Annotated in this window: 18 protein-coding genes and 10 pseudogenes; 7 read left to right on the plus strand and 21 right to left on the minus strand. The window is 59.5% G+C overall.

Annotated features, from left to right (window positions below):
- Window positions 1-35: 35 nt before the first annotated feature.
- Window positions 36-2171, minus strand: coding sequence for an ATP-dependent DNA helicase DinG (gene dinG / locus AC6I8M_RS09690; protein WP_498013777.1), 2136 nt, complete (start codon window positions 2169-2171; stop codon window positions 36-38).
- A gap of 54 nt (window positions 2172-2225) precedes the next feature.
- Window positions 2226-3122: pseudogene (locus AC6I8M_RS09695) on the minus strand (LysR family transcriptional regulator).
- Window positions 3123-3250: 128 nt separating this feature from the next.
- On the opposite strand from AC6I8M_RS09695, the gene AC6I8M_RS09700 reads away from it, so the two are divergent.
- Complete coding sequence (locus tag AC6I8M_RS09700) at window positions 3251-4336, plus strand: iron-containing alcohol dehydrogenase family protein (protein ID WP_010615947.1); 1086 nt, start codon at window positions 3251-3253, stop codon at window positions 4334-4336.
- Window positions 4337-4438: 102 nt separating this feature from the next.
- Here AC6I8M_RS09700 and AC6I8M_RS09705 read toward each other — a convergent pair whose 3' ends face one another.
- The 7 genes and pseudogenes from AC6I8M_RS09705 to argH form a co-directional block, all read right to left on the minus strand.
- A complete protein-coding gene (locus AC6I8M_RS09705) occupies window positions 4439-5164 on the minus strand; it encodes an MmgE/PrpD family protein (RefSeq protein ID WP_498013804.1) in 726 nt (241 codons plus the stop codon).
- Between the two features lie 71 nt (window positions 5165-5235).
- Window positions 5236-5529: pseudogene (locus AC6I8M_RS09710) on the minus strand (hypothetical protein); the annotation flags it as partial.
- Window positions 5465-6310, minus strand: a pseudogene (locus tag AC6I8M_RS09715) (polysaccharide deacetylase family protein). The pseudogenes AC6I8M_RS09710 and AC6I8M_RS09715, both read right to left, overlap by 65 nt.
- Before the next feature lie 11 nt (window positions 6311-6321).
- Window positions 6322-7143, minus strand: a complete 822-nt coding sequence (locus AC6I8M_RS09720; protein WP_010615948.1) for an ABC transporter substrate-binding protein — start codon at window positions 7141-7143, stop codon at window positions 6322-6324.
- Window positions 7144-7161: 18 nt separating this feature from the next.
- Window positions 7162-7927, minus strand: a pseudogene (locus AC6I8M_RS09725) (amino acid ABC transporter ATP-binding protein).
- Window positions 7928-7940: 13 nt separating this feature from the next.
- Complete coding sequence (locus AC6I8M_RS09730; RefSeq protein ID WP_010615949.1) at window positions 7941-8819, minus strand: amino acid ABC transporter permease; 879 nt, start codon at window positions 8817-8819, stop codon at window positions 7941-7943.
- Window positions 8820-8828: 9 nt separating this feature from the next.
- Entirely contained in the window at window positions 8829-10256 is a 1428-nt protein-coding gene (gene argH / locus AC6I8M_RS09735) for an argininosuccinate lyase (protein ID WP_010615950.1), read from the minus strand.
- Window positions 10257-10412: 156 nt separating this feature from the next.
- Here argH and AC6I8M_RS09740 point away from each other — a divergent pair.
- Window positions 10413-11384 (plus strand): annotated as a pseudogene (locus tag AC6I8M_RS09740) (LysR family transcriptional regulator).
- 150 nt (window positions 11385-11534) lie between these two features.
- On the opposite strand, the gene AC6I8M_RS09745 reads toward AC6I8M_RS09740, so the two are convergent.
- Window positions 11535-12053, minus strand: coding sequence for a GNAT family N-acetyltransferase (locus tag AC6I8M_RS09745; protein ID WP_010615951.1), 519 nt, complete (start codon window positions 12051-12053; stop codon window positions 11535-11537).
- Window positions 12050-12614, minus strand: a pseudogene (locus AC6I8M_RS09750) (helix-turn-helix domain-containing protein). The gene AC6I8M_RS09745 and the pseudogene AC6I8M_RS09750 overlap by 4 nt, the downstream one beginning before the upstream one ends.
- Window positions 12615-12766: 152 nt before the next feature.
- On the opposite strand from AC6I8M_RS09750, the gene AC6I8M_RS09755 reads away from it, so the two are divergent.
- A complete protein-coding gene (locus AC6I8M_RS09755) occupies window positions 12767-13501 on the plus strand; it encodes a MerR family transcriptional regulator (RefSeq protein ID WP_010615952.1) in 735 nt (244 codons plus the stop codon).
- A gap of 79 nt (window positions 13502-13580) precedes the next feature.
- The gene (locus tag AC6I8M_RS09760) at window positions 13581-13688 is read left to right on the plus strand and encodes a YohO family small membrane protein (protein WP_010615953.1); all 108 of its coding nucleotides are present in this window, start codon (window positions 13581-13583) and stop codon (window positions 13686-13688) included.
- Here AC6I8M_RS09760 and AC6I8M_RS09765 read toward each other — a convergent pair.
- The 4 genes and pseudogenes from AC6I8M_RS09765 to osmF form a co-directional block, all read right to left on the minus strand.
- On the minus strand, window positions 13669-14271 hold the full coding sequence (locus AC6I8M_RS09765) for an ABC transporter permease (RefSeq protein ID WP_010615954.1): 603 nt from the start codon (window positions 14269-14271) through the stop codon (window positions 13669-13671). The two genes, AC6I8M_RS09760 and AC6I8M_RS09765, sit on opposite strands and share 20 nt — an antisense overlap.
- Window positions 14271-15207 (minus strand): annotated as a pseudogene (locus tag AC6I8M_RS09770) (ABC transporter ATP-binding protein). Before AC6I8M_RS09770 ends, AC6I8M_RS09765 begins: the two are co-directional and overlap by 1 nt.
- Window positions 15200-15815: pseudogene (locus AC6I8M_RS09775) on the minus strand (hypothetical protein). The pseudogenes AC6I8M_RS09770 and AC6I8M_RS09775 overlap by 8 nt, the downstream one beginning before the upstream one ends.
- 42 nt (window positions 15816-15857) lie before the next feature.
- A pseudogene (gene osmF, locus AC6I8M_RS09780) lies at window positions 15858-16726 on the minus strand (glycine betaine ABC transporter substrate-binding protein OsmF).
- 218 nt (window positions 16727-16944) lie between these two features.
- Between osmF and AC6I8M_RS09785 the strand changes: the two are divergent.
- Window positions 16945-18410, plus strand: a pseudogene (locus AC6I8M_RS09785) (MFS transporter).
- Between the two features lie 31 nt (window positions 18411-18441).
- Here the strand turns inward: AC6I8M_RS09785 and idi are convergent.
- From idi to AC6I8M_RS09805, 4 genes are all read right to left on the minus strand, one after another.
- Window positions 18442-18975, minus strand: coding sequence for an isopentenyl-diphosphate Delta-isomerase (gene idi / locus AC6I8M_RS09790; RefSeq protein ID WP_010616060.1), 534 nt, complete (start codon window positions 18973-18975; stop codon window positions 18442-18444).
- 194 nt (window positions 18976-19169) lie between these two features.
- Complete coding sequence (locus tag AC6I8M_RS09795) at window positions 19170-21065, minus strand: methyl-accepting chemotaxis protein (protein WP_022547495.1); 1896 nt, start codon at window positions 21063-21065, stop codon at window positions 19170-19172.
- 80 nt (window positions 21066-21145) lie between these two features.
- Window positions 21146-21733 (minus strand): hypothetical protein, encoded by a 588-nt coding sequence (locus tag AC6I8M_RS09800; RefSeq protein ID WP_010616058.1) that lies wholly within the window; start codon window positions 21731-21733, stop codon window positions 21146-21148.
- Entirely contained in the window at window positions 21702-21992 is a 291-nt protein-coding gene (locus AC6I8M_RS09805) for a TSUP family transporter (RefSeq protein ID WP_082670865.1), read from the minus strand. The genes AC6I8M_RS09800 and AC6I8M_RS09805 overlap by 32 nt, the downstream gene beginning before the upstream one ends.
- A 100-nt stretch (window positions 21993-22092) precedes the next feature.
- Between AC6I8M_RS09805 and AC6I8M_RS09810 the strand changes: the two genes are divergently transcribed.
- Complete coding sequence (locus AC6I8M_RS09810; RefSeq protein ID WP_010616056.1) at window positions 22093-22986, plus strand: LysR substrate-binding domain-containing protein; 894 nt, start codon at window positions 22093-22095, stop codon at window positions 22984-22986.
- A 63-nt stretch (window positions 22987-23049) separates the two neighbouring features.
- On the opposite strand, the gene AC6I8M_RS09815 is transcribed toward AC6I8M_RS09810, so the two are convergent.
- Complete coding sequence (locus tag AC6I8M_RS09815) at window positions 23050-24159, minus strand: suppressor of fused domain protein (protein ID WP_010616055.1); 1110 nt, start codon at window positions 24157-24159, stop codon at window positions 23050-23052.
- 226 nt (window positions 24160-24385) lie between these two features.
- Here AC6I8M_RS09815 and AC6I8M_RS09820 point away from each other — a divergent pair, with 226 nt between their 5' ends.
- Entirely contained in the window at window positions 24386-24610 is a 225-nt protein-coding gene (locus tag AC6I8M_RS09820; RefSeq protein ID WP_010616054.1) for a hypothetical protein, read from the plus strand.
- A 59-nt stretch (window positions 24611-24669) separates the two neighbouring features.
- Here AC6I8M_RS09820 and AC6I8M_RS09825 read toward each other — a convergent pair whose 3' ends face one another.
- A complete protein-coding gene (locus AC6I8M_RS09825; protein ID WP_010616053.1) occupies window positions 24670-25551 on the minus strand; it encodes an oxygenase MpaB family protein in 882 nt (293 codons plus the stop codon).
- Window positions 25552-25605: the final 54 nt, after the last annotated feature.

Genomic DNA, 25605 nt, shown 5'->3' on the forward strand with positions numbered 1-25605 from the left:
GGCCAACAATCGTGCATCCGGCTGTTGCCGCATACTCAGGATTTCTTGCTGCGCTTCGCCGGTTTGTGCGCTTCCGGCACCGACGGTTGTTCAATCGGAAACACCGGCAGCGCGGCCAGCAGGCGGCTGCCATAGGTTTTACTCAGCAGCCGGCGATCGTAAATGACGATTTCACCAAAACACTGATGGCTGCGGATCAGACGCCCGACCTGCTGGATCAGCGTAAACGACGCGCTGGGTAAACTTTGTACTTCAAACGGGTAGCGTTTGAGGCTCTTCAGCCACTCCCCTTCGGTCAAAATTACCGGACTGTCTACCGGCGGAAAAGCAATTTTATGGATGTGCACCTGCGACAGCAGATCGCCTTTCAAATCGAGACCTTCGGCAAAAGATTGCAGGCCAACCAGAATGCTGCTTTGTCCGGCGGTCACCCGTTGCCTGTGAAGCTCCACCAACCGTGAACGCGGCTGATCGCCCTGCAACAGCATCGACAGACGCAGCTCCGGCACCAGGCTGACAAACTGCTGCATCGCACGCCCGCTGGCAAACAGCACCAGCACGCCTTTGTGCTGCTGCGCCTGCATTTGCTGCCGGAAGAAGCGCGCCATCTCAGCAATGTGCTCCGCTTCATTGGCCAGCAGCGGCTCATAGCGCATTTGCGGAATGATCAACTTGCCCTGATCGACATGATTAAACGGTGAGTCGAGTGCCACAAAGCGGTCGCCGGCTTTTTGGTTCAGGCCGGACATCTCCTGCAGGCGATTAAAGCTGTTCAGCGAACGCAGCGTGGCCGAGGTCACCACCACGTGCGGGATTTTGCGCCACAGCAGCTTTTCCAGCTGATCGCTGACGCGAATCCCGGCGCAGTGAAACAGCAGATACGCCTGGCCGTCACGAATTTCACGCGTCACCCATTTCGACACCGGCGCGTTAGACGCTTTTTCCATCGCCGCCAGCCGCCACAGTTTGCTGATGGATTCAAACCAGCCGAAGTGGCGATTGAGCTGCAGGATGGCTTTGTGCAGCCGCATGATATCGGCCTTGCCGGTCTGTTCGCCCAGCTCGTTCAGCAGCCCTTCGCTCAGGCCTCGCAGCGCATCACTCAGCTTAAACAGCCGCGCGCACAGGGTCAGCAGTTCTGGCGGCAGCTCACCGAGCACAAAGCGAAACTCGCCTGGCTGATTGTCGCGCGGCAGCAGAGGATTGAGCGCGTTGCACAGCGTCTGCAGCTGCTCGCGCATCTCATCACAGTGCTCTTTAAGACGCTCGGGATTGCTCAGCGGCGGCGGGAATTTCGGCCGGAACTGCGCCATGATGGTCTCCACCAGCCGCACAAATAGATCGAGCTGCAGGCTGCTCCAGCCCGGCGTGATCTCCGCGCTCATCTCCAGCGCATCACGCGCCACTTCCGGCAGATGGTGCCCTTCATCCAGCACCAGCATCAGGTGTTTGGCCGGCGGCAGCACCGACTCATTCACCATTGCCGCCATCACCAGCGCATGGTTCGCCACTACCACATCGGCCTGCTCGATTTCGCGTCGCGCCACGAAGAATGGGCATTCGCGATACCAGCGGCAGTGGTGTGCCAGGCAGTTCGCTTTATCAGTGGAGAGGCGCTGCCATAGGCTGTCGTCAATCGCTACGTCGCTGTGATCGCGCAGGCCATCCCATTTATAGCTGCTGAGGTCTTTCTCCAGCCGCGCGCAGAATTTCTGCTCCTCTTTCGAACCGGTCACCGCCTGTTCGTCGAGATACAGCAGCAGATCGCCCTGCTGATCGTCCGTCGCTGCCAGCGCGGTCAGGTTGCGCGGACAGACATAGCGCCCGCGACCAAAAGCCGCGGTGAAGGTGAGGTCAGGAATAATTTTCTTTAATAGCGGCAGATCTTTGCTGAAGATCTGATCCTGCAGCGCCACGTTGGCGGTGCTGATGACTAAACGTTTCTCTTCGGCGCGGCTGACCGCAATGCCGGGAATCAGGTAGGACAAGGTTTTGCCGACGCCGGTGGGCGCCTCAATTGCCAGATGACGACCCTCGTCACCGGCCAGACTCTTCGCCACTTCGGCGATCATCTGGCGCTGCGGCGCGCGTGGGATAAAGTCAGGAACCTGCTGCTGCAGCGCCTTATACCATTGCGCAATCTGGCTTTTTATCGCTGCTGTCAGGGCCATAGTGAATACTGTTTGTTAAAACGGCCTGTATTTTTACACAGTATTGCCGCAGCGTCAGCTTTCGCGCTCAGTTTTTGGCGCTGGATTAAGAATTTCCCGCATCGCGCGGATCAGCGGCTCGCGGGCGCGGCCGCGCCGGAAGGCGAAGGAAAACGGCGCACGAAAGTGAAAATGGTGTGGCAGCAGGCGCAGCAACTGGCCCTGCTGCTCGCGGCTGCGCGCGTAATGCTCGGGTAAAAAGCCAATATAGCGCCCGGAGAGAATCAGTGTCAGCTGCGCTTCAATGCTCTCCACCGAGGCGGTGCTATGGCGGAAACCGCGCTTGTTCAGCTCCTGCTGGTTCCAGCAGCGCTGCGTTACCATGCCGGTTTGCTGCACGCGACGCACATCCGCATCGCCCTGCGCCAGCGCATGCTGCGGACTGCAGTAGAGCCACTGCTGCTCCTCGTACAGCGGCAGCGTCACCAGATTGCTGGCGCGCAGCGGAAAGTGTCCGATGGCCAGATCGAGCCGATCCTCCAGCACCTGCTGCTGCAGTTCGTTGGGCTCGCACACGCTGAGGGTGAGAAACACCGCCGGAAAGCGCTGGTTAAAACGGGCAATGACCGCCGGCAGATCCAGCGTGCTGTCGGTGACGGTGGCATCGACCACGCCGAGCGCAAACGTGCCGCCTTGCGCGCTTTTCAGCGTCTCCACCTGCGACTGCCAGCCGCTCAGGGTCGCCAGCATTTCCCGGGTATAGGCGTAGAACTGTTCGCCTTTGCTGGTCAGCGCAAAGTCTGCGCGCCCGCGCTGGCACAGGATAAAGCCCAGCTGGCCTTCCAGTTCACTCATGTAGGCACTGATGGCCGGCGTGGTCATGTTCAGCGCCTGCTGCGCACGCGACTAGCCCTGGTTTTCCACCACGCTGGGGAACACCTGCAGCAGTTTCAGATTGGGTAAGGTTGGCACCGCACTTCCTTCAGGGATTGCTGACAATAGTTAATGAATCGCTGAAGTGATTATCGACTGACAGGGATTTTTTCTGCAAGCCGCTTTGGCGATGATGCAGCCATTCCCTGAAAAAGAGAGCTTTCGCTATGTCGCAACAAAATTTGCTGTTCCCGGCGCGCGTGCTGCGTGGTGCGGGTGTGATTAACCAGCTGGGGGCAATCTGCGCCGGGCTGGGCCAGCGGGCACTGCTGATTGGCGGCCAGCGCGCGATCCAGGCGGTGGCGACGCAGGTGAAGACCCAACTCGACGCCGCTGGCGTCACGCTGCTGGCACCGGTGTGGTTTGGTGGCGAAACCTCGATTAACCATATCGAACGGCTGGCGACGTTAGCGGTTGAACAACAGGCAGAGGTGCTGATCGGTGCGGGCGGCGGCAAGGCGCTGGACACGGTTAAAGCGGTGGGCGCGCAGCTCGGGCTGCCGGTGATAACCGTCCCGACGATTGCCGCCACCTGCGCTGCGGTGACCCCGCTGACCATTCGCTACGACGATAACGGCAACTTCTTCGATATTTTCCCGCTGCCACAGGCGCCGGCGGCGGTGATCATCGACAGTGAACTGCTGGCAGCCGCCCCTGCCCGCTGGCTGGCCGCGGGCCTCGGCGATACGCTGGCTAAATGGTATGAGTTCCGGGCGGTAAGCACGCGCCATCCGGCGCGCACCGGCAATGCGCTGTCATCGCTGGCGCACAACCAGATCTGCTATGAAGTGATCGCGGAGCACGGTCCGGCGGCTTACGCAGCGGTGCTGCGCGGTGAGAGCGGCACTTCGCTCGATCAGGTGCTGGACGCGATTTTTACCTGGGCCGGTCTGACGTCGCTGATGAGCAATGGTGCCCACGCCGCCGCTGCGCATGCCATTTACGAAGGTTTCACCTTCTGCGACAAAACGCGCGAGTTTGGTCACGGCCTGCTGGTGGGTTACGGCAATTTGTGCCTGCTGGCACTGGAGGATCGCAGCGACGAAGAGCTGGTGGATGAGATGCGCCTGGCGCGCGACTGCGGCGTACCGCTGACGCTGGCAGAGATTGCCGTGCTGGATGAGACCGAGCTGGCGTTGATTATACGTGAATCTGTCCACGCGCAGGATATGGCGAACATGGCCGAACCGGTCAACGAAGCGCGGTTGCGGGCGGCGATGGCGCGGATTGAAGGACTGTCGGAACGGGTTTGATTAAGGAAACCGCGAATCGCACCCTGGTCGTAGCGGCGCGATTCATCGCGCAATAAATTGCGCCGCAACGAAAAGTGCCCTTGTTTTGAACGCATTTAAACGTTAACTGACACGCATTTCGCCATTGCTGGCGCCCCAATTTTTCCGGGGCGCCAGCAACGCCGCGATTTGCCGCACATCCGCGACGCTATCCAGCGTCAGACACAGCGTTTCCAGCTGCTGCACCTGTGCCGCCGGCAAGACGCGCGCGGCGAGGCTGCGGTATTTGGCGCGCAGCGCCGCGTCGCTCAGCGGATTCGCCGGCGATCCAGACGGCACCGCGACGTGCTGCTGCCACTGCTGGTCCTGCACCGTCTCCAGCGGTACCCACGGCTCATCATCGCGCTCCTGCTGGTCGTCAATCTCCAGTTCAATACGCGCCATCAGCGCGGCAGCTTCCGCACTCAGGCGACGGCTGTCGTCATAACTCGACAGCTCCGCGAAGCCGAACAGCGCACGCGCCGTCAGCGCATACGGCAGGCTCATTTGCGCGGCGGCGAGGCTGGTGAGCTCACGCGTGCCGCACATCTCCAGCAGGAAGGGATTGAGCCCAACCACAATGCGCGCAATATCCCCGGTCGCCACCGCATGCTGCCGGAGCAGCCAATCCAGCGCATCGATCGCCGCATGCGTGCCGCGACAGGCGGCGTACGGCTTGATGGAACAGCGCGCCAGTTTCCAGACCTCGCCCAGCCGGGCCGTGAGCGCGGCTGGCTGTTGCGTTTCACTCGCCAGCGTTTGCAGAAAGTCGCCCCAGCGCGCCTCAAATACCGCAGCCGGTCCGCTGATGCCGCGCTGTGCAGTAGCGCCGCCTGTACGCCCCCTTCCGCCACGCGCGCCGCGTGCAGCTTTTTGGTGTGCGAGCCATCATGAATAAAGCCCCACAGACCGCCACTGAAGCTGGCTGCGATGCCCAGCGCCGAGGCACACTGCGCGGCCGGCAGCCGCAGCAAACAACTGACGGAGGCAGCCGACAGGGTTTTATCGCGCCCGGCAACCGCAGGCGCCTGCGTCAGGATGCCGTGAATATCGTGATAGTCGATGGCAATGATGACCGCCGATTGTTTGCCCGACGGCCAGTGTGAATGTTCAGTCATGTTGCTGCTCCTGCAAATACCACGCGGCCACCGCATCACAGCGCGCAAACCACACATCGTCGCGCGCCGTCATGTGGGCAAACAGCTGCTCCAGCAACAGCAAACGGCCGGGCTGCCCGGAAATTTTCGGGTGGAACAGCGTGGTCAGGCACAGTCCTTCCGCCATCGCGCCGTCAAATTCGCGCTGCCAGTTGTCACCGGTGTGCGCATAGCTGGCGATGCGGTCGCCGCCCTGCGGAAAATCCGGCTGGCGCGTGTAGGCCAGCGAGGCGTAATCGTCCATCTCCCATTTGCCGGGAATCTCCACCAGCGGCGTATGCCCGGCGACGGCAATGCTGTACGGCCGATCGTCACCGCGCATGCTGCTAGAGTAAATAACCCCGGCTTCCCGCAGAATCTGCGGCGTTTCGGCGTGCCAGTCGCCGGAAGGTGTGCGAAAACCGCAGGCGCGGATACCAAGATGCTGCTGAAAGATGGCGGCAGAGCGCGCCATGACGGCGCGCTGTTCATCTGGCGTAATCGCCCAGAACAATTCGTGGCGATAACCGTGATAGGCCACTTCGTGGCCCTGTTCGATAATCGCCTAGCACTGCCGCGGCCACTGCTCCACCCCCCACGCCGGCACAAAAAACGTGGCCGGCAGCTGAAAGGCGCACAGTAGATCCAGCAGCCGACCGAGCGCGCGAAACGGCCCGTAGGCGCCAAAGGTGAAATACTCTGGTGTTGACCACAGGCTGCCATTGAGCATGGCATCGCCAGTGGGACCATCAAGATCAAACGCCAGCGCCATACAGCCACGCTTGCCCTGCGGCCAGCGCACTGCGCCCGGTTGTTGCATACGCCCGCTCCTTAGCCCTGATTCACCGTGGCTTCGGCAATGCCGTTGTCGCTCAGGCCCCATTTGCTGAGGATTTTCTGGTAGCTGCCATCGGCAATCATGGCATTGATGGCTGCCTGAATCGCCGTGGTCAGCTCACCGGCATCTTTACCCAGCGCCATGCCGGTGTACTGGAATGAGAAGGCTTTATCCAGCGGCTTAAAGGTGCCTTTTTCCAGATTAATGATGTACGGCAGGGTTTCGCTGCCCTGTACCGCGCCATCCAGACGACGCTGACGCAGCTGCGTGCGCGCATCGGCGGTGCCTTCCGCGCCCACCACGATAATCGCGGGTTTACCGGCCGCTTCGCAGTGCGCTTTTGACCAGGTGGCAATCTCCTGCGGGAAGGTGGTGCGGCGGCTGGTGCCTACTCTTTTGCCGCACAGATCGGTGGCACTGTTAATGTCGCTGCGCGCCGCCAGGGTATAGAACTGCGGACCGGTTTTGAAGTAGTCGATAAAGTTAACCACCTTCTGCCGCTCCTTGGTGTCGGTCATGCCGAACATCACCAGATCGACGCGCTTGGTCACCACCGCGTTGACCATCTGTTCAAACGCGATCTCCTGCCAGTTGACCTTCACGCCCAGCTTCTCGCCAATTGCCTGGCCCAGCTCATAATCGACGCCGCTCAGCTGATTGGTGGGCGGATCTTTAAAATCCATCGGCGGATAGTTCGGCATGATGGTGACGGTCAGCCCTTTCTCTTTGATACTGGCCGGTACGGCAATCTCCGCCCAGGCAGAGGATTGCAGCAGCAGCGCGGCACTGATGGCACTCAATAACAGTTTTTTCATCTATTCACCCCGGTCACGTTAAAGAAGAATCGCGTTGATAAAGTTTTTCATCCGTGGGTTTTGCGGGTTCAGCAGAATCTCTTCCGGTGCGCCCTGCTCAATAATGCGTCCCTCATCCATAAACACCACCTGGTTGGCGACCTCACGCGCAAAGCCCATTTCGTGGGTCAACCACCAGCATGGTGGTGCCTTCTTTTGCCAGCTGGCGCATCACCGCCAGCACTTCACCGACCATCTCCGGATCGAGCACCGAGGTCGGTTCATCAAACAGCATCAGTTTGGGTTTCATCGCCAGCGCGCGGGCAATCGCCACGCGCTGCTGCTGACCGCCGGAGAGCGACTGCGGATAGTCATGCACTTTGTGCGCCAGTCCGACGCGGTCCAGCAGCGCCATCGCCTCTTCGCTGGCCTCGCGTTTCGGGCGCAGCAGCACGCGACACGGCCCCTCGATGATGTTCTCCAGCGCGGTCTTGTGCGGAAACAGGTTGAAGCGCTGAAACACCATGCCGGTCTGCAGCCGCTGGCGCGCAATCTGTTTGTCACTCAGCGGGTGCAGCTTGTTGCCGGCAATGCGATAGCCCGCCAGTTCGTTGTCGACCCAGATGCCGCCCTGATCCACTTTATCCAGCTGGTTGATACAGCGCAGAAAGGTACTTTTACCGGAACCCGACGGGCCGAGAATGCACATCACCTCGCCGTAGTTCACTTCCAGGCTGACGTCCTTCAGCGCGTGGAACTGATCGAAATATTTGTTCACCTTGACGGCGCGCACGATATTTCTCATCTCTCACTCCCGGTTACTGGCGACGACGATGGCCGCGTGAGAAGTAGCGTTCCAGCTGGCTCTGCCCGAACGACAGCAGCGTCACGATAATCAGGTACCAGATGCCCGCAACAAACAGCAGCTCCATCACGCGCGCGTTGGCGAAGTAGATGGTTTGCGCGTTGTACAGCAGCTCGGAGTACTGAATCATGCTGGCCAGACTAGTGGTTTTAATCATGCTGATGAACTCATTGCCGACCGGCGGCAGAATTACCCGCATCGCCTGCGGCAGAATGATGCGCTGCAGCGCCTGCAAACGCGGCATGCCGATGGCTTTGGCGGCTTCATACTGACCGGTATCCACCGATAACAGCCCGGCGCGCACCACTTCTGAGGTGTACGCGCCCTGATTGATGCTCAACCCGAGCAGCGCGGCGAGAAACGGCGTCATCACCGTGACGGTTTGCACGCTGAACAAACCGGGAATGTTGATGGTGGGAAACACCAGCGCCAGGTTGAACCACAGCAGCAGTTGCAGAATCAGCGGCGTGCCGCGAAAGATCCACGCATAGCCCACCGCGATATAGTGCAGCACCGGATTAGGCGACATGTACATGATGGCGGTGATGACGCCAAACAGGATGCCCAGCGCCATCGCCAGCACCGACATAATCAGCGTGTTAACCACGCCGTTAAGGATCGCCTGCGCGGTGAAGAACTGGCCGACGAACGACCACTCAATATTGCCATGCGCAAAGGCGTTAACCAGCAGCGCCAGCAGCACAAGGATCACTGCCGATGCGGTGATGCGGCCATAATAGCGGCGCGGCACCACCTGATAGCGATCGAGATCGTAATGGGGCTGGACGCGGCCATTGTTGACCGACGGTTCAACCGGTGTGGTGTGTGACATAGGCTCTCCTCAGGCGCGCGGTCCGGCGTAATCATCGGCCCAGCGCTGCTGGTCCTGCATCAGTGCTTGCAGACGTGCCAGCTGCTCGCGCACCCGCTGTGGCGCCGTCCCCCCGTAGCCGCTGCGGGCTGCCAGCGCCGCTTCCAGCGTTAACGCCTGTCGCACCTCGGGCGTGAGACGTGCATCGACGCCGTGCAGCTGCGCATCGCTGAGATCGGCCAGGCCGCAGTTTTCGCGTTCACACAGCTGGACCAGCTGCCCGGTAATCTCGCGCGCCTCGCGGAACGGCACGCCGCGCATTGCCAGCCAGTCGGCCACTTCGGTCGCCAGCGTAAAGCCATCCGGCGCCTGCTCGCGCATCACCCCGGTGTTGAATTTCAGCGTCGCCATCATGCCGGCCATGGCAGGCAGCACCATCAGCAGCGTGTCGACCGCATCAATCACGTTACGTTTGTCGTCGCTGAGATCGCGGTTGTAAGAGAGTGGCATGGCTTTCATGGTGGTCAGCAGCGCCATCAGATTACCCACCAGCCGGCCGCTGCGGCCGCGCGTCAGCTCGGCAATGTCCGGATTTTTCTTCTGTGGCATGATCGAGCTGCCGGTGGCGTAACTGTCGTGCAGCTCCACCCAGCGGAACTGACGCAACGCCCACATACACACCTCTTCGCACAGCCGGGACAGGTTGATGCCGATCATGCTGGTGGCGAACAGGAATTCCGCGGCGTAGTCGCGGCTGGCGACCGCATCGATCGAGTATTCACACGGCGCCAGATAAGCAAGATCGGCAGCGGCCAGCTGTGGCTGACGCGCAATTGCCGAACCGGCCATCGCCGCCGCGCCCAGCGGACAGCGCGCGCTGCGGCGATCCCAGTCCTGCATACGCTCGATGTCACGCGCGAAGGATTGGGCATGCGCCAGCAGTTGATGGCCAAACACAATCGGCTGCGCCTGCTGCAGATGGGTGAAGCCGGGCGCGACGCTGTCGGTGTATTGCGCTGCCTGCGTCACCAGCGCCTGCTGCAGCTGCAACAGCGCGCTCACCAGCTTGCGGCCGTTATCTCGCAGATAGAGACGCAGATCGTTGACGGTCTGATCGTTGCGTGAACGGCCGGCACGCAGCTTGCCACCCAGCGCGCCGAGGCGTTCTGTCAGCGCACGTTCGATGAAGGTATGCACGTCTTCATCGGCGGCAATCGGCTGCAGCTGGCCAGCGCGATAATCAGCGTCCAGCGCGTCAATCGCCGCCAGCATGGTATCCAGCTCGTCAGCGCTCAATAGCCCGGCACGCGCCAGCTCGCGCGCATGGGCGCGGCAACCGGCGAGGTCATATGGCGCCAGCGCAAAGTAATAATCCGGGCTACGCGACAGCGCGGTTAAACTGGCTGCCGGAGCCGCTTTAAAACGTGCGCCCCATAACAGTTCGGCATTCTCAGACATGCTATTTCCCTCACAAATCAGTCGCAGCAATATGAAAAAGTTTGGATTCACCCGGCAGCGATAATAAAAACTTATTTTATTGCCACGCTGGCAAATAGGTGGTATTTCAGATTCACTGTACTTTCACCGCAATTATTCCGGAGTTGAATAGCAAAAATGGAAAGTAAAGTTTCCCAGTCTGGAAACAATGCGAATAATCGCGGCGATAATGCGGTTCTGGCGCTGAGTAATATCGACTTAAAATTGCTGCGGGTATTTAAATGCGTGATGGAAGCCGGAGGATTAACCGCCGCCAGTCACGAATTAAATATTGGCCTGGCGGCGATCAGTAAACAGGTTTCTGACCTGGAGATTCGGCTGGGCATGACGCTGTGCAGCCGCGGCCGTGAAGGTTTTGAGCTGACGCAGTACGGCATCAATGTTTATCAGGCCACGCTGGAGCTGTTCGTGTCGCTCAACCTGTTTCGCGAACGGCTGCACAATAGTCGCAACGAGCTGCTGGGCGACATCGCGATTTGCGTGGTGGATAACACCATTAGCGATCCGCACTCGCCGGTCACCAGTGCGGTGCAACAGCTGCACCAGAAAGCGCCAAAGGTGCAGATTCGTCTGCAGACCGCGCAGCTGGATGATATTGAACGCGGCATAAGCGAAGGGCGTTTTCATTGCGGCATTGCTCCCGTGTATGAAATGAAAAATGATTTTGATTACTTCGAACTTTATAAAAAATACGCAAAATTATATTGCGCTGCGTCACATCCTCTGTATTCCTGATCTTGCGATAAAAATATTTCGGTGGACGTATTACGTCAGCAGAAAATTATTAATCATTTATATGTTACCCCACGCGATGAACGCCGCCTGATTCCGGTGCAGGAGAGCGGTGTGCAGGCGGTGCAGGTGGAATCGGTGGCCATGCTGATTTTAACCGGTCACTTTATTGGGTATTTGCCGGAACATTATGCCGCTCCGTTTATTGCCCGCGGACAACTGTGTGAGCTGGGCGATGACACGCTGCGGCGCGAAACCGCATTTTGTCTGGTGATGAAGAAAAGCCGGAAAATAAATCCTATCATCCGGCTGTTTATGCAGTCGCTGGGGTTGAGCGATGCTGCGGCGGCGCACTGATTTGGTGCGTGTGACCGGGTTTCCGCTGGCACGGGATGGGAAAGTGCGCGCTGATGCCCTCATCCCGGCCCTCTCCCACCGGAAGAGGGAGAGGCGGCCTGCGGACAAGGGAGAGGGAGATGCGGCGTCCGGTAAAAGCAACCAGAACGCTTACGTCAGCCGCTTATACATCACCGTGGTGGCATCCAGCTCGCCGGCCGTGGATTCGGCATAGCACGGAATGGAACCCGCCACCTGCCAGCCGAGCGACAGATAGAGCGCGCTGGCAACATCGCCGCTGCGCGTATCCAGCACCAGCAGCGTTTTCCCCTGCTGCTGCGCCAGCTGTTCGGCACGTAACATCAGACGGCGCGCAATGCCCTGACGACGCGCACGCGGATGCACCAGCAGCTTGCTGATCTCCGCGCGATGGCGGCCGTTGGGCATACTGCTGAAGCCCAGCATCACCGTGGCCACTATCTCGCCCGCTTGCCAGGCCACCAGAAGCTGGTTATCACCGCTCGCCAGGCTGTAAATTTTGTCCTGCCAGAAACGCGCCATCACTGCGCGATCGTCCGCGTCAATGAAGCCGACGCTGGCACCGTCTGCCACGCAGCCGTGCAGCACCTCACACAGTGACGCCAGCAGCGGCTGCGCCTGGGTGGCGCTGAGAGAGTCGATTTCAATCATGGTTTGCACACCACCAGAATGTAGCGCGCGCCGCCTTCGGCATGCGCCTGAAAAGACGAACGTCCGCTGAGGTGGAAGCGCAGGCAATCGCCGGCCTGAAGCGTCCAGCTCTGCGTCTCCATGGTGATGGTCAGCTCGCCCGACTGCAGCCAGATGTGCTGTTCCAGCCCCTGTACCAGTGGCGCATCATAATCAATGCGCGCGCCCGGACGCAAGCACGCCCTCAACCAGCTCCGCTTTAAACTGACTGGCCGGCGGCGAGACGTTGCGCAGCTGGAAGCCGCTGAGCGTGTCCTGCCAGACCGGCTGCTGCTCCGCTTTCAGCAGCAGTGCCGCTTCTTCTTCTACTTCGCTGAGCAGTCGCGACATGGTTAAACCGTAGGCCACGCACAAGCGATTAAGCAAAGCGGCGGTAGGGCTGGTCTCGGCGCGCTCAATGCGCGACAATGATGCCCGGCTAATGCCGGTTGCCAGAGCCAGTTCATCCAGCGACCAGCCGCGCTGCAGGCGTAATTCCGCCAGACGTGCCGCAAGCCGATCTTCCGTATTTAGAGCAGACATCGTCAACATCTCATTTTCGGGAAATAAATCTCATATAAGAGATAAAGCCCGAAATCGTGCAGTGGGTCAAGTTGTACAATAAAATAATCATTGTACAAGCTCACTCTGGCGGTTAAGGTATTGTTATGCAGGTCAGAATTTTAGAGGATGCCATGGCCTTATACAGTATCGGTGATGTTGCCGAGCACTGTGGAATTAACCCGGTAACCCTGCGCGCCTGGCAGCGTCGTTATGGATTGTTAAAGCCGCAGCGCACTGAGGGTGGTCATCGACAATTTGATGATGAAGATGTTCAGCGGATCGAAGAGATCAAACGCTGGATAGAGAGCGGTGTGCCTGTTGGTAAAGTCAAAGCCCTGCTTGAAGGAGAGACCTTCAATGTGCATGACGGCTGGACGGCGCTGCAGGAAGAGCTGATGAGCGTGCTGCGCCACGTGCGCGCCTCCAAACTGCGCACCAAAATCGCCACGATTGGCCGTGAACACCCGGTCGATGCGTTGATTGACCACGTTTTTGTACCGGTACGCCAGCGTCTCGGGCTCGATCAAAATACCGCCCGCACCATGTGCTGTCTGCTGGACGGCGCGCTGATTGATTATGTCGCGTTCTGTCTGGCAGGTGCGCGTAAAAAAGCCGGCAAAGATGCCTTGATGATTGGCTGGGGCGTAGAAGATCGCACCCGCATCTGGCTGGAAGCCTGGCGCTTAGCGCAGCAGGGCTGGCGCATTGATGTGCTGGCGGAACCGCTGGATATGCCGCGTCCGGAGCTGTTTCCCGGCCAGCACCTGTTTATCTGGACCGGTAAAAAGCCAACGCGCCGCCAGCTGGAACAGTTTGAACACTGGCAGGCTCAGGGCTTCTCGATTCACGTACACGAACCCACCTGAAAAATCGCACATGCGGCCTTTGCCTTACCGCATGTGCGCGTTATCATGCCGCACTTCATGACTTTTCTCAGGTTTACCTATGAACTGGAATAAAATTCTCATTGGCACCCTGTTTGCCCTCATGGCGATTGGCGGCATGGGCGGCATGATGCTGGTTGGCTACAGCCTTATTCTGCATACCCACTGAGTGCGTGCTGCAACCGCTCCAGCAGCCGGTCGCAGATCAGCGCCAGCAGCGCCACCAGCAGCGCGCCCTGAATCACATAGGCGGTATTGAAGCCGCTCAGACCGATAATCACCGGCGAACCCAGACTCTCCGCCCCCACGGTTGAGGCGATGGTCGCGGTGCCGATGTTGATCATCACTGAGGTGCGCACGCCCGCCATAATCACCGGTGCCGCCAGCGCCAGCTCTATCTGCCACAGACGCCGCCACGGTCCCATTCCCAGACCGACGGCGATCTCACGGCTGCTGGCCGGGACGCTGTCCAGTCCCGCCAGCGTGCCCTGCAGAATCGGCAACAGCCCATACAGAAACAGCGCCATCACCGCCGGCGCAGCGCCAAAGCCCACCACAATCGCCAGCGCGCTGCCGCTGATCACCAGCAACAGATGGGCCAGCGCCAGCTGCCAGAAACTCTCCTGCTGGTACAGCGGACGCTCCAGTTGCGGAAACCAGTGCGCAAACAGCGGCGCACTGTGCGGTAACCCCCACAGCAACAGCAGAAATACCCCCAGCAGCCAGTAGAGCGGATCGCGCAGCACTCGCATCAGCCCGCCTCCTGCTGTCGCAGCAAATCGCTAAAGTGCAGCACGCCCAGCGGCTGCTGATGCTTATCGACAACCGGTAATTTGTCGGTGCGGCGCGCAATAAACTGCGACAGCGCCTCGCGCAGCGTCAGCCCGGCGGCGATCGGCTCCGCCTCCAGCCACTCACCGCGCCGTGCCGCACTGCCCGCCCGCCCCAGCGCCAGCAGGCGCACGCCCAGTTCGCTGCGGCCAAAGAACTGGCGCGCGAAATCACTGGCAGGCTGCGTCAGCAGGTCAATCGGCCGTCCCTGCTGCACAATCTCTCCGCCGTCCATCAGCACCAGCTGATCGGCGAGGGTTAACGCTTCGTCGATATCGTGCGTCACCAGCACCACGGTGCGCCCAGACAGCTGCTGAATGCGCAGCATCTCCTGCTGCAGCGCCTGCCGGTTGACCGGATCGAGCGCGCCGAACGGTTCATCCATCAGCAGCAGTTCCGGGTCGGCCGCCAGCGCACGTGCCACGCCAACACGCTGCTGCTGGCCGCCGGAGAGCTGGTGCGGATAGCGCGTCGCCAGCTGACTGTCGAGATTGAGCAGCGCCAGCAGCTCCTCAACCCGTGCGGCAATTTTTTCCCGCAGCCAGCCGAGCAGCGACGGCACGGTGGCGATATTTTTTGCCACATTCCAGTGTGGAAACAGGTCGATGGACTGAATGGCATAGACAATGCGCCGCCGCAGCGCGCGCGCCTCCATCTGCTCGATCGGCTCCCCCGGCAAAACGGATTTCGCCGCTGTCATGCTCAACCAGCCGGTTAATCATCTTCAGCGTGGTGGATTTACCCGAGCCGGACGTGCCAATCAGCACGGTAAAACTGCCCTTCTCAATCTTTAGCGACAGGTTGCGAATCGCCTCTTTACCGGCGAACGCTTTGCTTACTTGATGAAATTCAATTATGTCCTCTCTCCAGCAGTGCTGACAGCAATCGCAGCAGCGCATCGAATATCACCGCCAGCGCCACCACCGGAATCACGCCCAGCAGCACCAGATCCAGTGCGCTGCTCAGCAATCCCTGAAACACAATGGCGCCGAAGTCGCCGGCCCCAATCAGTGCGGCGACCACCGCCAGCCCGACGGTTTGCACCACCACCACGCGCAGTCCGGAGAGCCACACCGGCAGCGCCAGCGGCAGCAGTGCATACAGCACCAGCGCAATCAGCGCCGGCGCGACGCCAATCCCACTGATACCGAGGCGCGCCAGCTGCGGAAAATGCGCCGCCAGTCCGGCCAGCGGTGCAATCAGCAGGGCGAACTGCACCTCCGCGCCCAGTAGCTGCGCCAGCGCCGCACCGCGTCCCGGCGCAATACAATCCCAGCCATAGCCATAACAGCGGCAGCAGCAGGAGCCAGCCCGCCGTTACCTGCCATAGCATCAGCGGCTGTCCGGAAACCAGCCGGTTGGCCGCATAGCTCAGCAGCGGTAACGCTCCCAGCGCCAGCGTGATCAGCAGCGTCAGCACCAGCAGCACCGGCTGCTGGCGCGGTCGGTTTATCCGTGACAGCACCGCTTATAGCAACTTATTCTGCTGCAGCCACTGCTGCGCCACCTAGCTGGCGTCCTGACCGTCAACGGCAATTTGCGCGTTGAGCTGCTGCAGGGTTTTCTCATCCAGCTTGCTGAATACCGGCTGCAGCCAGTCGGCAATCTGCGGGTACTGTTGCAGCACGCTGGCGCGGATCACCGGCGCGGGCGCGTAAATCGGCTGCACACCCTTCGGGTCGCTCAGGGTTTGCAGGCCGAGCGCCGCGACCGGGCCATCGGTACCGTAAGCCATCGCCGCATTGACGCCGGACGTTTGCTGGGCGGCCGCTTTGATGGTAACGGCGGTGTCCCCGCCGGCCAGCGACAGCAGCTGTGACTGGCCCAGCTTGAAGTTGTAGGCTTTCTCAAACGCCGGCAGCGCATCGCTGCGCTCGATGAACTCCGCCGAAGCCGCCAGCTTAAAGGTGCCGCCTTTTTTCAGGTAAGCGCTGAGATCGTCGAGGGATTGCAGGTTATTCTGCTGCGCTACATCGCCGCGCACCGCAATGGCCCAGGTGTTGTTGGCCGGTGCTGGCGTCAGCCACACCAGATGATTTTTCTCTGTATCGAGCTTTTCACCTTCTCATAGCCCTGCTGCGCGTTTTTCCACGCCGCGTCCTTCTCATCATTGAAGAAGAACGCCCCGTTGCCAGTATATTCCGGATAGATATCCAGCTCACCGGCGGTGATCGCGCCGCGCACCACCTGCGTGGTACCGAGCTGGATTTTATTCACGGTTTTTACCCCATGCTGGTTCAGCACCTGCAGAATGATGTTGCCGAGCAGTGAACCTTCAGTATCAATCTTGGAACCTACCTTGACCAAGTCCGCTGCCTGCACGGCCCCGACACTCATCGCGAATGCGATCATCCCCAATAAACCCTGCTTAATCATGGCGCTTTCCTCAGCATTATTTTCTTTCAGTGATTATCAAGCGTAGCCTGGCGAAACGGGATGGGTGCGGTCAAGCGGCGCAATTCGTTCTTTTTCTGCTATCCGTTGCCGGTTTTATAGAACGCTTTGGTTGCACTTACTAATCAAATAGAATTTTTCACATCAGTGGCGCGGCTTATGCTCATAGCTCCACTCTTTACAATAAATCACACAACATCATGTCTGACTTAACTTCTTCGGCGCACGTGGCGCTAGCAGGGAATACGCCGCAGGGCGAGACGCCGTGGATTCGCAGCGCAGCCGACGTGACGCGGCTGGTCAACAACAGTAACGCCTCGCGCAGCAATGCGCGCATTGTCATCGCCATTGCGCTGGGCGGGGTTTTTCTCGATGCCTACGATCTCGGTGCGCTGGCATTCGGTATTAAAGATGTCACGCGCGAATTCAATCTGACGCCCGCCGGCACCGGCATGGTGGCGTCGGCTATCACTTTTGGCGCGATTGTTGGCGCGCCGATCGGTGGCTATCTCACCGATAAAATTGGCCGCTATCGGGTCTTCATGGCCGATATGTTCTTCTTCGTAGTGGCGGCACTGGCCTGTGCCTTTGCGCCGAACGAGTACGTGCTGGCGGCGGCGCGCTTTGTGATGGGGCTCGACGTCGGCATCGATCTGCCGGTAGCGATGGCGTTTCTGGCGGAGTTTTCCCGACTGCGCGGTCAGGGCAATAAGGCCGCCAGTGTCGCGATGTGGTGTCCTACCTGGTACGCGGCGATCAGCATCTCCTATCTGCTGGTGCTGCTGCTGTATGCGGTGCTGCCAGAGAGCCATACTGACTGGCTGTGGCGGCTGATCCTCGGCTTTGGCACGGTACCGGCGCTGTTGATCATCGCCATCCGCAGTCGTTACATGAGCGAATCACCGATCCGGGCGGCAAATCAGGGCAACCTGCAGGGTGCAGCGGCAATCCTGCGGCGGTCGTATAACATCAACGCGGACGTCGCGCAGGATGCCGATCTCACTGCCGCACAGCCAGTACGTAAAGCCAGCTGGCGCAACTATGGCGCGTTGCTTCGGGGTGTCTACCGCCGCCGTACGCTGCTGGCAACGATAACCTCGATTGCCTCGTCCTTCGCCTATAACGCCGTGGCCTTTGGCCTGCCGGTGATCATCTCCAGCTTCCTCGCGCAGTCGATGCTGACCACCATTCTGGTCTCGCTGGCGCTTAACCTGCTGTTTGCCTTTGTCGGGGGGCTGCTGGCGGTACGGCTGGTGCCGCGACTGGGCGCGTGGAAGATGTCGGTGGCCGGTTATGCCTGCCAGTGTGCGGCGCTGCTGGGTCTGGCGCTGACTGGTCGCCCGGCCGGCAGTGAGGAAGCGGTACTGGCGATTGCCATGCTGGCGCTGTTCCTGTTCGGTCAGGGGTTTGGTCCGGGTTCGCACACCATGACGTTTGCCTCACTGAGCTATCCGGCTTCGCTGCGCGGCGTGGGGTCGGCATTAACCAGACGCTAATGCGCGCCAGTTCGACGGTATCCCTGTTTGTGTTTCCGCTGCTGGTCGCGACGTTCGGCACCGGCGTGTTCTGGGGGATCCTGCTCGCACCGCTGGCCGGCTTACTGGCGCTGCTGGCGATTCGCTGGGAACCGTCAGGCTATGACGTCGATGCGGAAGATTTTCAGTAAGCGGATAACGCTTCAGCAATGAGGCGTTTGCTCAGGCGGTGAGGCGGAAATCGCCCAGCGTGTTAGGGATGCGCGGAAAAGTGTGCAGGAACCACGGCGTGAATTTTGCCGGATTCTCGCGCATCTCCTGCTGAATCTGTTCGACTGAGCGGTAACACCAGTCGTCAGCCTCATCAAGGTTGAGCACCGGCACTTCGTCACTGATGGCGAAAAACACGTGGCCGTACTCATGTTCGATCAGACCGTTGCTGAGCGGCAGGTTATAGCTCAGTTCAAACACCGGCGTTAACGCCAGATCCAGTCCCATCTCTTCACGCAGGCGGCGCTCAGCCGCATCGCGCGTCGGCTCCTGCGGGTAGGGATGGCTGCAGCAGGTATTGCTCCACAAACCGCCGCAGTGATACTTGCTTTGCGCCCGGCGCTGCAGCAACAGTTCATGGCACGAATTGAACACGTAAACCGTTACCGCACGATGCAGCAATCCTTTCTCATGCACTTCCAGCTTTTCCATCTTGCCGGTGGGACGATCGAGGTAGTCAACGAGGATAACTTCAATGGCGGGCATGACAACTCCTTCGGAAAAATCCCCACTATTGTACACAATAGCGGAAGCGGCAGCGGAGAAAATCGCGCACATTCCGTGCGCTGGCGCGATAAAGCAGTAAGCTTAGCAGCCAGCAGATAATTCAGCAGAAAAAGGCGGGAAAAAGCGTGACAGCGGCGCAAAAAACGCGCCGCTGTGCTCTCTGACGGGATGAATTACAGTTTGAAGCCGTGCACCACCTGCTCAAGCCGCACGCTCTGCTCTTCCATGGCGCGCGCCGCTGCCGAGACCTGCTCCACCAGCGCCGCGTTCTGCTGGGTGCTGCCGTCGAGCTGGGTAATCGCCACGTTCACCTGTTCGATCCCCATGCTTTGCTCGCGGCTGGCGGACATGATTTCGCTTATCAGCGTTGTGACGCTGCTGACGCCCTGCATCAGCTCATCCATGGTTTGTCCGGCCTGCTCCACCAGCTGGCTGCCGGTGTCGATATTGGCCACCGACTCCTCAATCAGCTTCTTGATTTCGCGCGCGGAGTTGGCGGAACGCTGCGCCAGATTGCGTACCTCCGAAGCCACCACGGCAAACCCGCGGCCCTGCTCACCGGCGCGTGCCGCTTCTACCGCCGCGTTGAGTGCCAGAATATTGGTCTGGAAGGCGATGCTGTCGATGACGCTGATAATATCCACCACCTTACGCGAGGAGTGATGGATTTCGCCCATGGTGCTGACCACCTGACGCACCACTTCACTGCCGCGCGCCGCTACCTGGAATGCGCCATCTGCCAGCTGGTTGGCGTGCGTGGCGTTGTCGGCGTTCTGACGCACCGTGCCGGTCAGCTCTTCCATCGACGCTGCGGTTTGCACAATGGAACTCGCCTGCGATTCAGTCCGCGCCGAGAGATCGGCGTTGCCGCTGGCGATTTCGCGTGAAGCTGCGGTAATCGCCAGTGCGCTGTCGCCCACCTGGCGCATCAGCCCCTGCAAATGGGCGATGAACTGGTTGAAACTTTGCGCCACGGCGTTGAATTCCGGGCTATTGCTGGCCTGCAGACGCTGCGTCAGATCCGCGCCACCGGTCGACAGCGCTTCGATGTTTTGATTCAGCAGACTCAGGCGTTTCATCATCGCGCGGACAAAGCCAAGCAGCACCAGCAGCAGCAGAATCGCCAGCGGGATCTGTACCAGGCCGAGACGGGTCAGCATGCTGTGCGTCTGCGCATCCAGCAGCGCTGACGGCACGTCGCTGGCCAGATACCACGGGCTGCCGGGAATTGCCTGCAGGAACAGCGTGTGCTCACCATCTTCTCCGCTGAAAGTGGTTTGCGACGACTGAGAACCGGCCTGTGCCAGCAGTCCTTTCAGCGCCGCCGCCATTGGCAGCTGGGTATCAGCCAGATTTTCCAGTTTCGGCGTACCCTCCAGCAGCGCGGCATTGCCGACTACTTTGCCGTCCGCTTCAACAATCAGTACGCGGCCGTGAATCGCCTCACCCATTTGCTGCGCCAGCTGGTTGAAAAAGCCGAGCGTGACGTCAATGGTTGAGACGCCCCAGACAATGCCGTTACGGTAAATCGCCATGGCGCAGTTGGTGCGCGGCTGCGGGCTGGCGGCATCCTGATAGGCCTTCGCCCACGCGCACTGGCCTTTTTCTGCGGCCATGCCATCTTTGTACCACGGCTGCTCCCAGTATTTGTCGGCAGCATCGGAGTTCCAGTAGGTATTGACCTGCAGCTGGTTGCTGGCGTTACGCGCAAAGAACGAGCTGTCTTTCTCTTTCGCCGGATCGCGCCGGTTAGGTAACGGCCAGATACCGCCGCCGAACACGTTGCTGTCCTGATACTGGTTAACCAGCGCCGGCAGCAGCATATCAATGGCGGCGCTGTCTATAACGCCCGCCGCTTCGGTAATTGCACGCTGCTGCGCCTGCACGCGGTTCATCTGCTCGACGATACGTCCGGCGAGACCATCCACCTCATAGCGCACCAGCCGGCTTTCGTTCTGGCTAAGCTGCGGCGCGATGAACTGGTTGATCACCAGTACGGTGACCAGCATAAGAACAACGAAGAATGCGACTAAGGTCGCGGTAAAACGGGATTGTGTGGTTTTTAACATCGGTGTGCCCTTACCCTGGTGTGGCGAGTTGCCTGATCGAGGTTAACGGCTTGTTACAGAGGAACTTGAGGTGCGCGAGATCACGAAATGGTTAACTGATTGAATAGCGTGACCATAAGAGCGCTTATTGTCACTGGCCTTACCCTGCTATTCCTCATCAATGAAGAGACTGCAAAGAATGAAACGTAACTTTGTTGTGCTCCTGACCAGGCATTAACGATTAATCCTGCGCCGGAAATAAACAGAATGACGTCTATCAGCACGGCAAACTGTGTGACCGACAGTCTCTGGACTATCACCTTCGTGCTCAGGGTGCCCAGCATAATGCCACTGCCCACTAACAAACCGGTGAGCACAACCTGTATTGAGAGCGCATGCTGAAAGGCAAAAGTACTGATCTTGCTGATATATAACAGCAAGGCGCTCGATGCTTCCGTGCCAATAAATGCGCCACGGCTCAATCCATAGGCGGTAAAAATCAGCACGCTCACCGGTCCGGTTAAGAGAACCAGTCCGGTCAGAAAACCCACAACTCCACCACAAAGCCCTAACTGCTTTATTGAGAGCGTCCAGTGACTGTTTTTCAGGTTGCGTCTGACTAGGATCATCACCCAGAAAAACAGACCCAGCGCGCCATCAATGATCCAGGCAGGTAAAGAGAGCAGCACATGCGCGCCTAACGACGCAGCTGGCACGCCAGGAAGGGTTATAGGCCAGGGTGGCGCGCCAGTCGATTTCACGCCACCAGACCGCGATGCGCGAGAGATTTCCCAGGATTGCGGCGATAGCCATGACTGGCATCGCCACTCTGGAGCCGAAATTGCTGACCATCAGCGGTAGCAGCAGCAAAGAAGAACCAGTGCCGATGATGCCACTCAGCGCCCCGGAGAGGATCGTGATCAGCGTCACAAAGACATAATCACCCACTGTCTTTCCTCATTTTCAACGGCAAAGCACGCATCTTAATGAGGGCGATTGGATCATAATATCGATAAATATTGCCCGCCACTGATACTAAAAATCACAGATGAAAAAACGTAACCTGCCGCCGTTGAATGCATTGCGGCTGTTCGAAACGGCCGCGCACGCCAACAGCCTGAGTGAAGCTGCTGAGGAATTAGGGATTACCCACGGTGCCGTTAGCCGTCAGATCAAATTGCTTGAAGAGTGGCTGGGACAACCGTTATTTGAACGCCAGGGGCAGCGCAGCGTGGCGGCGGAACATGCCCAGGCTTTTGCCGCAGAGATCAGCACCGCTTTTGACATCATCAGCGATGCTGCGGTGCGCTTTGGCAAAACACCCAACACCAGAACGATACGCGTCAATGCGCAAACCACCTTTACGATGCACTGGTTGATCCCGCGCCTGCCGGCATTCCATAGCCAATATCCTGACATTGAAATCTCGGTATCCACCTCAAACAGTTCGGAGGTGAAAGGGCTATCTGACTTTGACGTATTGATTCGCCGGGATGCGCTGAACAAACCTGAATGGCGTTACTTTGAGAAGAAAGCGTTATTTGAGGAAAAGCTCACTGTGATTGCCGCGCCAAAGCTGTTAGCCACAAAAGCGCTGAACACCCCTGCAGACCTGGCGACCCACGTTTTCGTGTTATCTAATACGCGGTCAGGCGAGTGGGAACGATGGATGAAACAGGCTGGCGTCGGGGATGTGCGCCCGGTGCGTTTTCAGCGATTCGAACACAATTATATTAGTCTACAGACAATTATTGATGGCGTCGGTGTGGGTATCGGTGGAATACAAATTCTGGGACATGACCTGCAGGGAAACCGGCTTGTCACCCCGTTAGCTATTGAGGCGAAGGGAAGCCGCTACGTGGCGTTAATTCCGCCTGATGTGGATAAATCATCCTCGCTAAACCGCTTTGTCGAATGGCTGGAACGGGAAGCATCCGGTTAATACCCGCCTGGTCTCTGCCAGAGGGGTATGTCGAGGCTTCAGACACTAATGATTCGGCAAGCACTACAGTGCGGACTCCACCACTTCCTGGCGCGGACGGAACACATGATCGCTGCCCTGCGCCAGCAAACGCTGCAGTTGCTGCTGGCCACCGCGATCGTCCGCCTGGGCAAACAGCCGCTCGGCTTCGGTGATCGGCGTCGCCCACAGCAGATTTGGCCGATCGCCGTCTCGCTTCGGCAGCCGCAGCTGTGCACTTTCGCCCGCCAGCCCGTTGGCCAGCAGGAAGCTTTCAAAGCCGACCGGCGCGACTTCCGACGCCAGCGTGTGCCCTTCGCCAATCCACGTCAGCCGCGCCCACGGCAGATGAGCAAACTCCGCCAGCGCGCTGGCCATCTGTACCGCGTTGGCCTCGGTCATTACTTCGCCATCCACCGCCATCGCCAGCTCTACACGCCGGTACTGCGGTGCCAGCTCATCAAACAGGTAATCCACCTGCGGCATCGGCCGGATACTCATGCCGAGCGTGAAGAAATACCACACGCCGTTATGCCAGTGCTGCGAAATCGCCATCGGCGGCCAGTTGCCCTGATCGATGGCGTAATATTTTACCGACTCACCAAACTGCGCCTGGTAACGTTGCAGCAGCTCGCTCTGCACGCGATCCCACTGCTGGCCATCGTGCCAGTCACGCCAGAAATGACGCTGCTGTTCGGCGCGCGCGTAGTAATCGTTGGTGGAGGCCGAACCGAGCGGCGCGGTGAGACGGTTCTCTTTGATGCAGCCCGCCGAGAAGCTGACCTGCTTGTCCTGATACAGGCTCCAGCCGGGGATCACCGCCAGCAGCTGGCCGTAATACCACAGCGCGGCACCGTCGTCGCTTGGCTCCCACAGAATCTGTAGGCCGGCCGGATCGAGCATCGGCTCTGCTTCCAGCGTGCGGCAATAGCTGGCGCTGAGCAGCGGCGCAATCCCCTGCTCCATCGCGGCGCGATCTTCCTGCGCCGGTGCCGGCAGCAGATTGCGCAACCAGCAGCCGCGCACGGCGTACTGGCTGCGGAACAGGTCGTTCGGCCAGATATAAAAATAGGCGGTACGCGCATCCTGTTCGACGATGGCGGTTAAAGTGTGTTGCTGATTCGGCACCTCAGCAATCAGAGGTTGGTGTGTCATAACGCCTCGACAATGCCTGGAGGGATCCATTTTCCCCGAGAATAGAGCAGGATCGGCACTCGCGCCATATGACACAAGGGTAAAACTCTCAAAGTGCGCTAGGCCATCGTTCAGGCCGGCTTAAGAATGGCGGGGGCAGCGGCGGCGAAGCTTCAGATTTTTTTGCGATTCTTTTACCGCTTCGCATGCTATTGTCAGCGCACTCTTCTGTTGCGGAGCTGTCGTCATGGTGCTGCAAACCCTCGATCTCAATCTGCACGAAATCGTGATTCTCGCCCTGCGGCTATGGCTGTTTGTCCGCTATACGTGGGTGATGGCAGCCCTGACGCTGATCGTCGGTGCCATCGCGCTGCTGGTGCTGCTGCCGCTGGATATTTACTACACGCTGGTGCCACTGGCGCTACTGGGCGTTGGCCTGGGCATGCTGCTGCATCACTATCAGCAGCGCTAGCTCCTGCTGAAACGCGAGGCGCGCACGCCGCGCAGCTACACCAGCAAGCAGGATGAATTTCACCTGTAACGCGGATCGCGCCCCATGCGCTGCATGGCACGCGCCCAGGCGCCACGCTGAATTGACCAGCGCAACAGGGCGGCAATCAACGCGATTTGCTTATCAATCCGCCATTGCGTCACTGGCCCGATCGGCTGTTGCATCAGCTGTTGTGCCCAGTCTGGCAGCAGACCACAGCCAGCCCGCAGCATGACGCGCATCGCCGGTTTCGCCTGCCAGCTGGGTGCCGGCGCGTTAAGCAGCAGCTGCATCACTTCGTGAGTGCGCGCATCGTAAACCAGCTCTGCACGCATCGCCTGTAAATAGGCCTCAACCGCCTCTACGCTTTTCGGCACCTGCTGCGCGCCAAGCGCTTCCGCCACCCGCGCCGCTTCGGCGTAATAACGATCGCGATCGGCGAGGCTGAGCTGCGGATTTTTGTAGCGCAGATGCGCGGCCAGGAAGCGGCTGGTTTCTGCAACGTGCACCCAGGTAAGCAGATGCGGATCGCTGGCGGCATAGGGTTTGCCGGTGTTATCAATGCCGGTGACGCGCAGATGGATGCGTTTGACCCGCTCAATCAGGGTATGCGCATCGGCGGTGTTGCCGAAGGTGGTGACAGCGATGAACTGGCTGGTGCGCCGCAGCCGGCCGAGCATGTCCTGGCGGAAACTGGAGTGATCCCACACGCCTGCCAGCGCTGCCGGATGCAGCATCTGTAGCATCAGCGCGCTGATGCCGCCGCACAGCATCGCGGGAAAGTCGCCGTGCACCTGCCAGATGATGTGGTCAGGACCGAACAGGCCGGGATCGCCCGGCGGTTGAGAGATGTCAAATTCGTTGAGCGACAGGCCGTTAAGGCGAAAGACCTGCTGTTCGATGCGGTGGCGGAGATTCATCATATTGACGCGTCAGGCTGGTTAAGCTGGTCGGCATGAATGCCGACCCTACAATGC

This window comes from Type-A symbiont of Plautia stali, from assembly GCF_059731155.1.

What these genes read in the sequence shown, in the direction of transcription:
- dinG (WP_498013777.1), bottom strand. Translation starts at nt 2,171, where the DNA reads ATGGCCCTGACAGCAGCGATAAAAAGCCAGATTGCGCAATGGTATAAG.
- AC6I8M_RS09700 (WP_010615947.1), top strand. Translation starts at nt 3,251, where the DNA reads ATGTCGCAACAAAATTTGCTGTTCCCGGCGCGCGTGCTGCGTGGTGCG.
- AC6I8M_RS09720 (WP_010615948.1), bottom strand. Translation starts at nt 7,143, where the DNA reads ATGAAAAAACTGTTATTGAGTGCCATCAGTGCCGCGCTGCTGCTGCAA.
- AC6I8M_RS09730 (WP_010615949.1), bottom strand. Translation starts at nt 8,819, where the DNA reads ATGTCACACACCACACCGGTTGAACCGTCGGTCAACAATGGCCGCGTC.
- argH (WP_010615950.1), bottom strand. Translation starts at nt 10,256, where the DNA reads ATGTCTGAGAATGCCGAACTGTTATGGGGCGCACGTTTTAAAGCGGCT.
- AC6I8M_RS09745 (WP_010615951.1), bottom strand. Translation starts at nt 12,053, where the DNA reads ATGATTGAAATCGACTCTCTCAGCGCCACCCAGGCGCAGCCGCTGCTG.
- AC6I8M_RS09755 (WP_010615952.1), top strand. Translation starts at nt 12,767, where the DNA reads ATGGCCTTATACAGTATCGGTGATGTTGCCGAGCACTGTGGAATTAAC.
- AC6I8M_RS09760 (WP_010615953.1), top strand. Translation starts at nt 13,581, where the DNA reads ATGAACTGGAATAAAATTCTCATTGGCACCCTGTTTGCCCTCATGGCG.
- AC6I8M_RS09765 (WP_010615954.1), bottom strand. Translation starts at nt 14,271, where the DNA reads ATGCGAGTGCTGCGCGATCCGCTCTACTGGCTGCTGGGGGTATTTCTG.
- idi (WP_010616060.1), bottom strand. Translation starts at nt 18,975, where the DNA reads ATGCCCGCCATTGAAGTTATCCTCGTTGACTACCTCGATCGTCCCACC.
- AC6I8M_RS09795 (WP_022547495.1), bottom strand. Translation starts at nt 21,065, where the DNA reads ATGTTAAAAACCACACAATCCCGTTTTACCGCGACCTTAGTCGCATTC.
- AC6I8M_RS09810 (WP_010616056.1), top strand. Translation starts at nt 22,093, where the DNA reads ATGAAAAAACGTAACCTGCCGCCGTTGAATGCATTGCGGCTGTTCGAA.
- AC6I8M_RS09815 (WP_010616055.1), bottom strand. Translation starts at nt 24,159, where the DNA reads ATGACACACCAACCTCTGATTGCTGAGGTGCCGAATCAGCAACACACT.
- AC6I8M_RS09820 (WP_010616054.1), top strand. Translation starts at nt 24,386, where the DNA reads ATGGTGCTGCAAACCCTCGATCTCAATCTGCACGAAATCGTGATTCTC.
- AC6I8M_RS09825 (WP_010616053.1), bottom strand. Translation starts at nt 25,551, where the DNA reads ATGATGAATCTCCGCCACCGCATCGAACAGCAGGTCTTTCGCCTTAAC.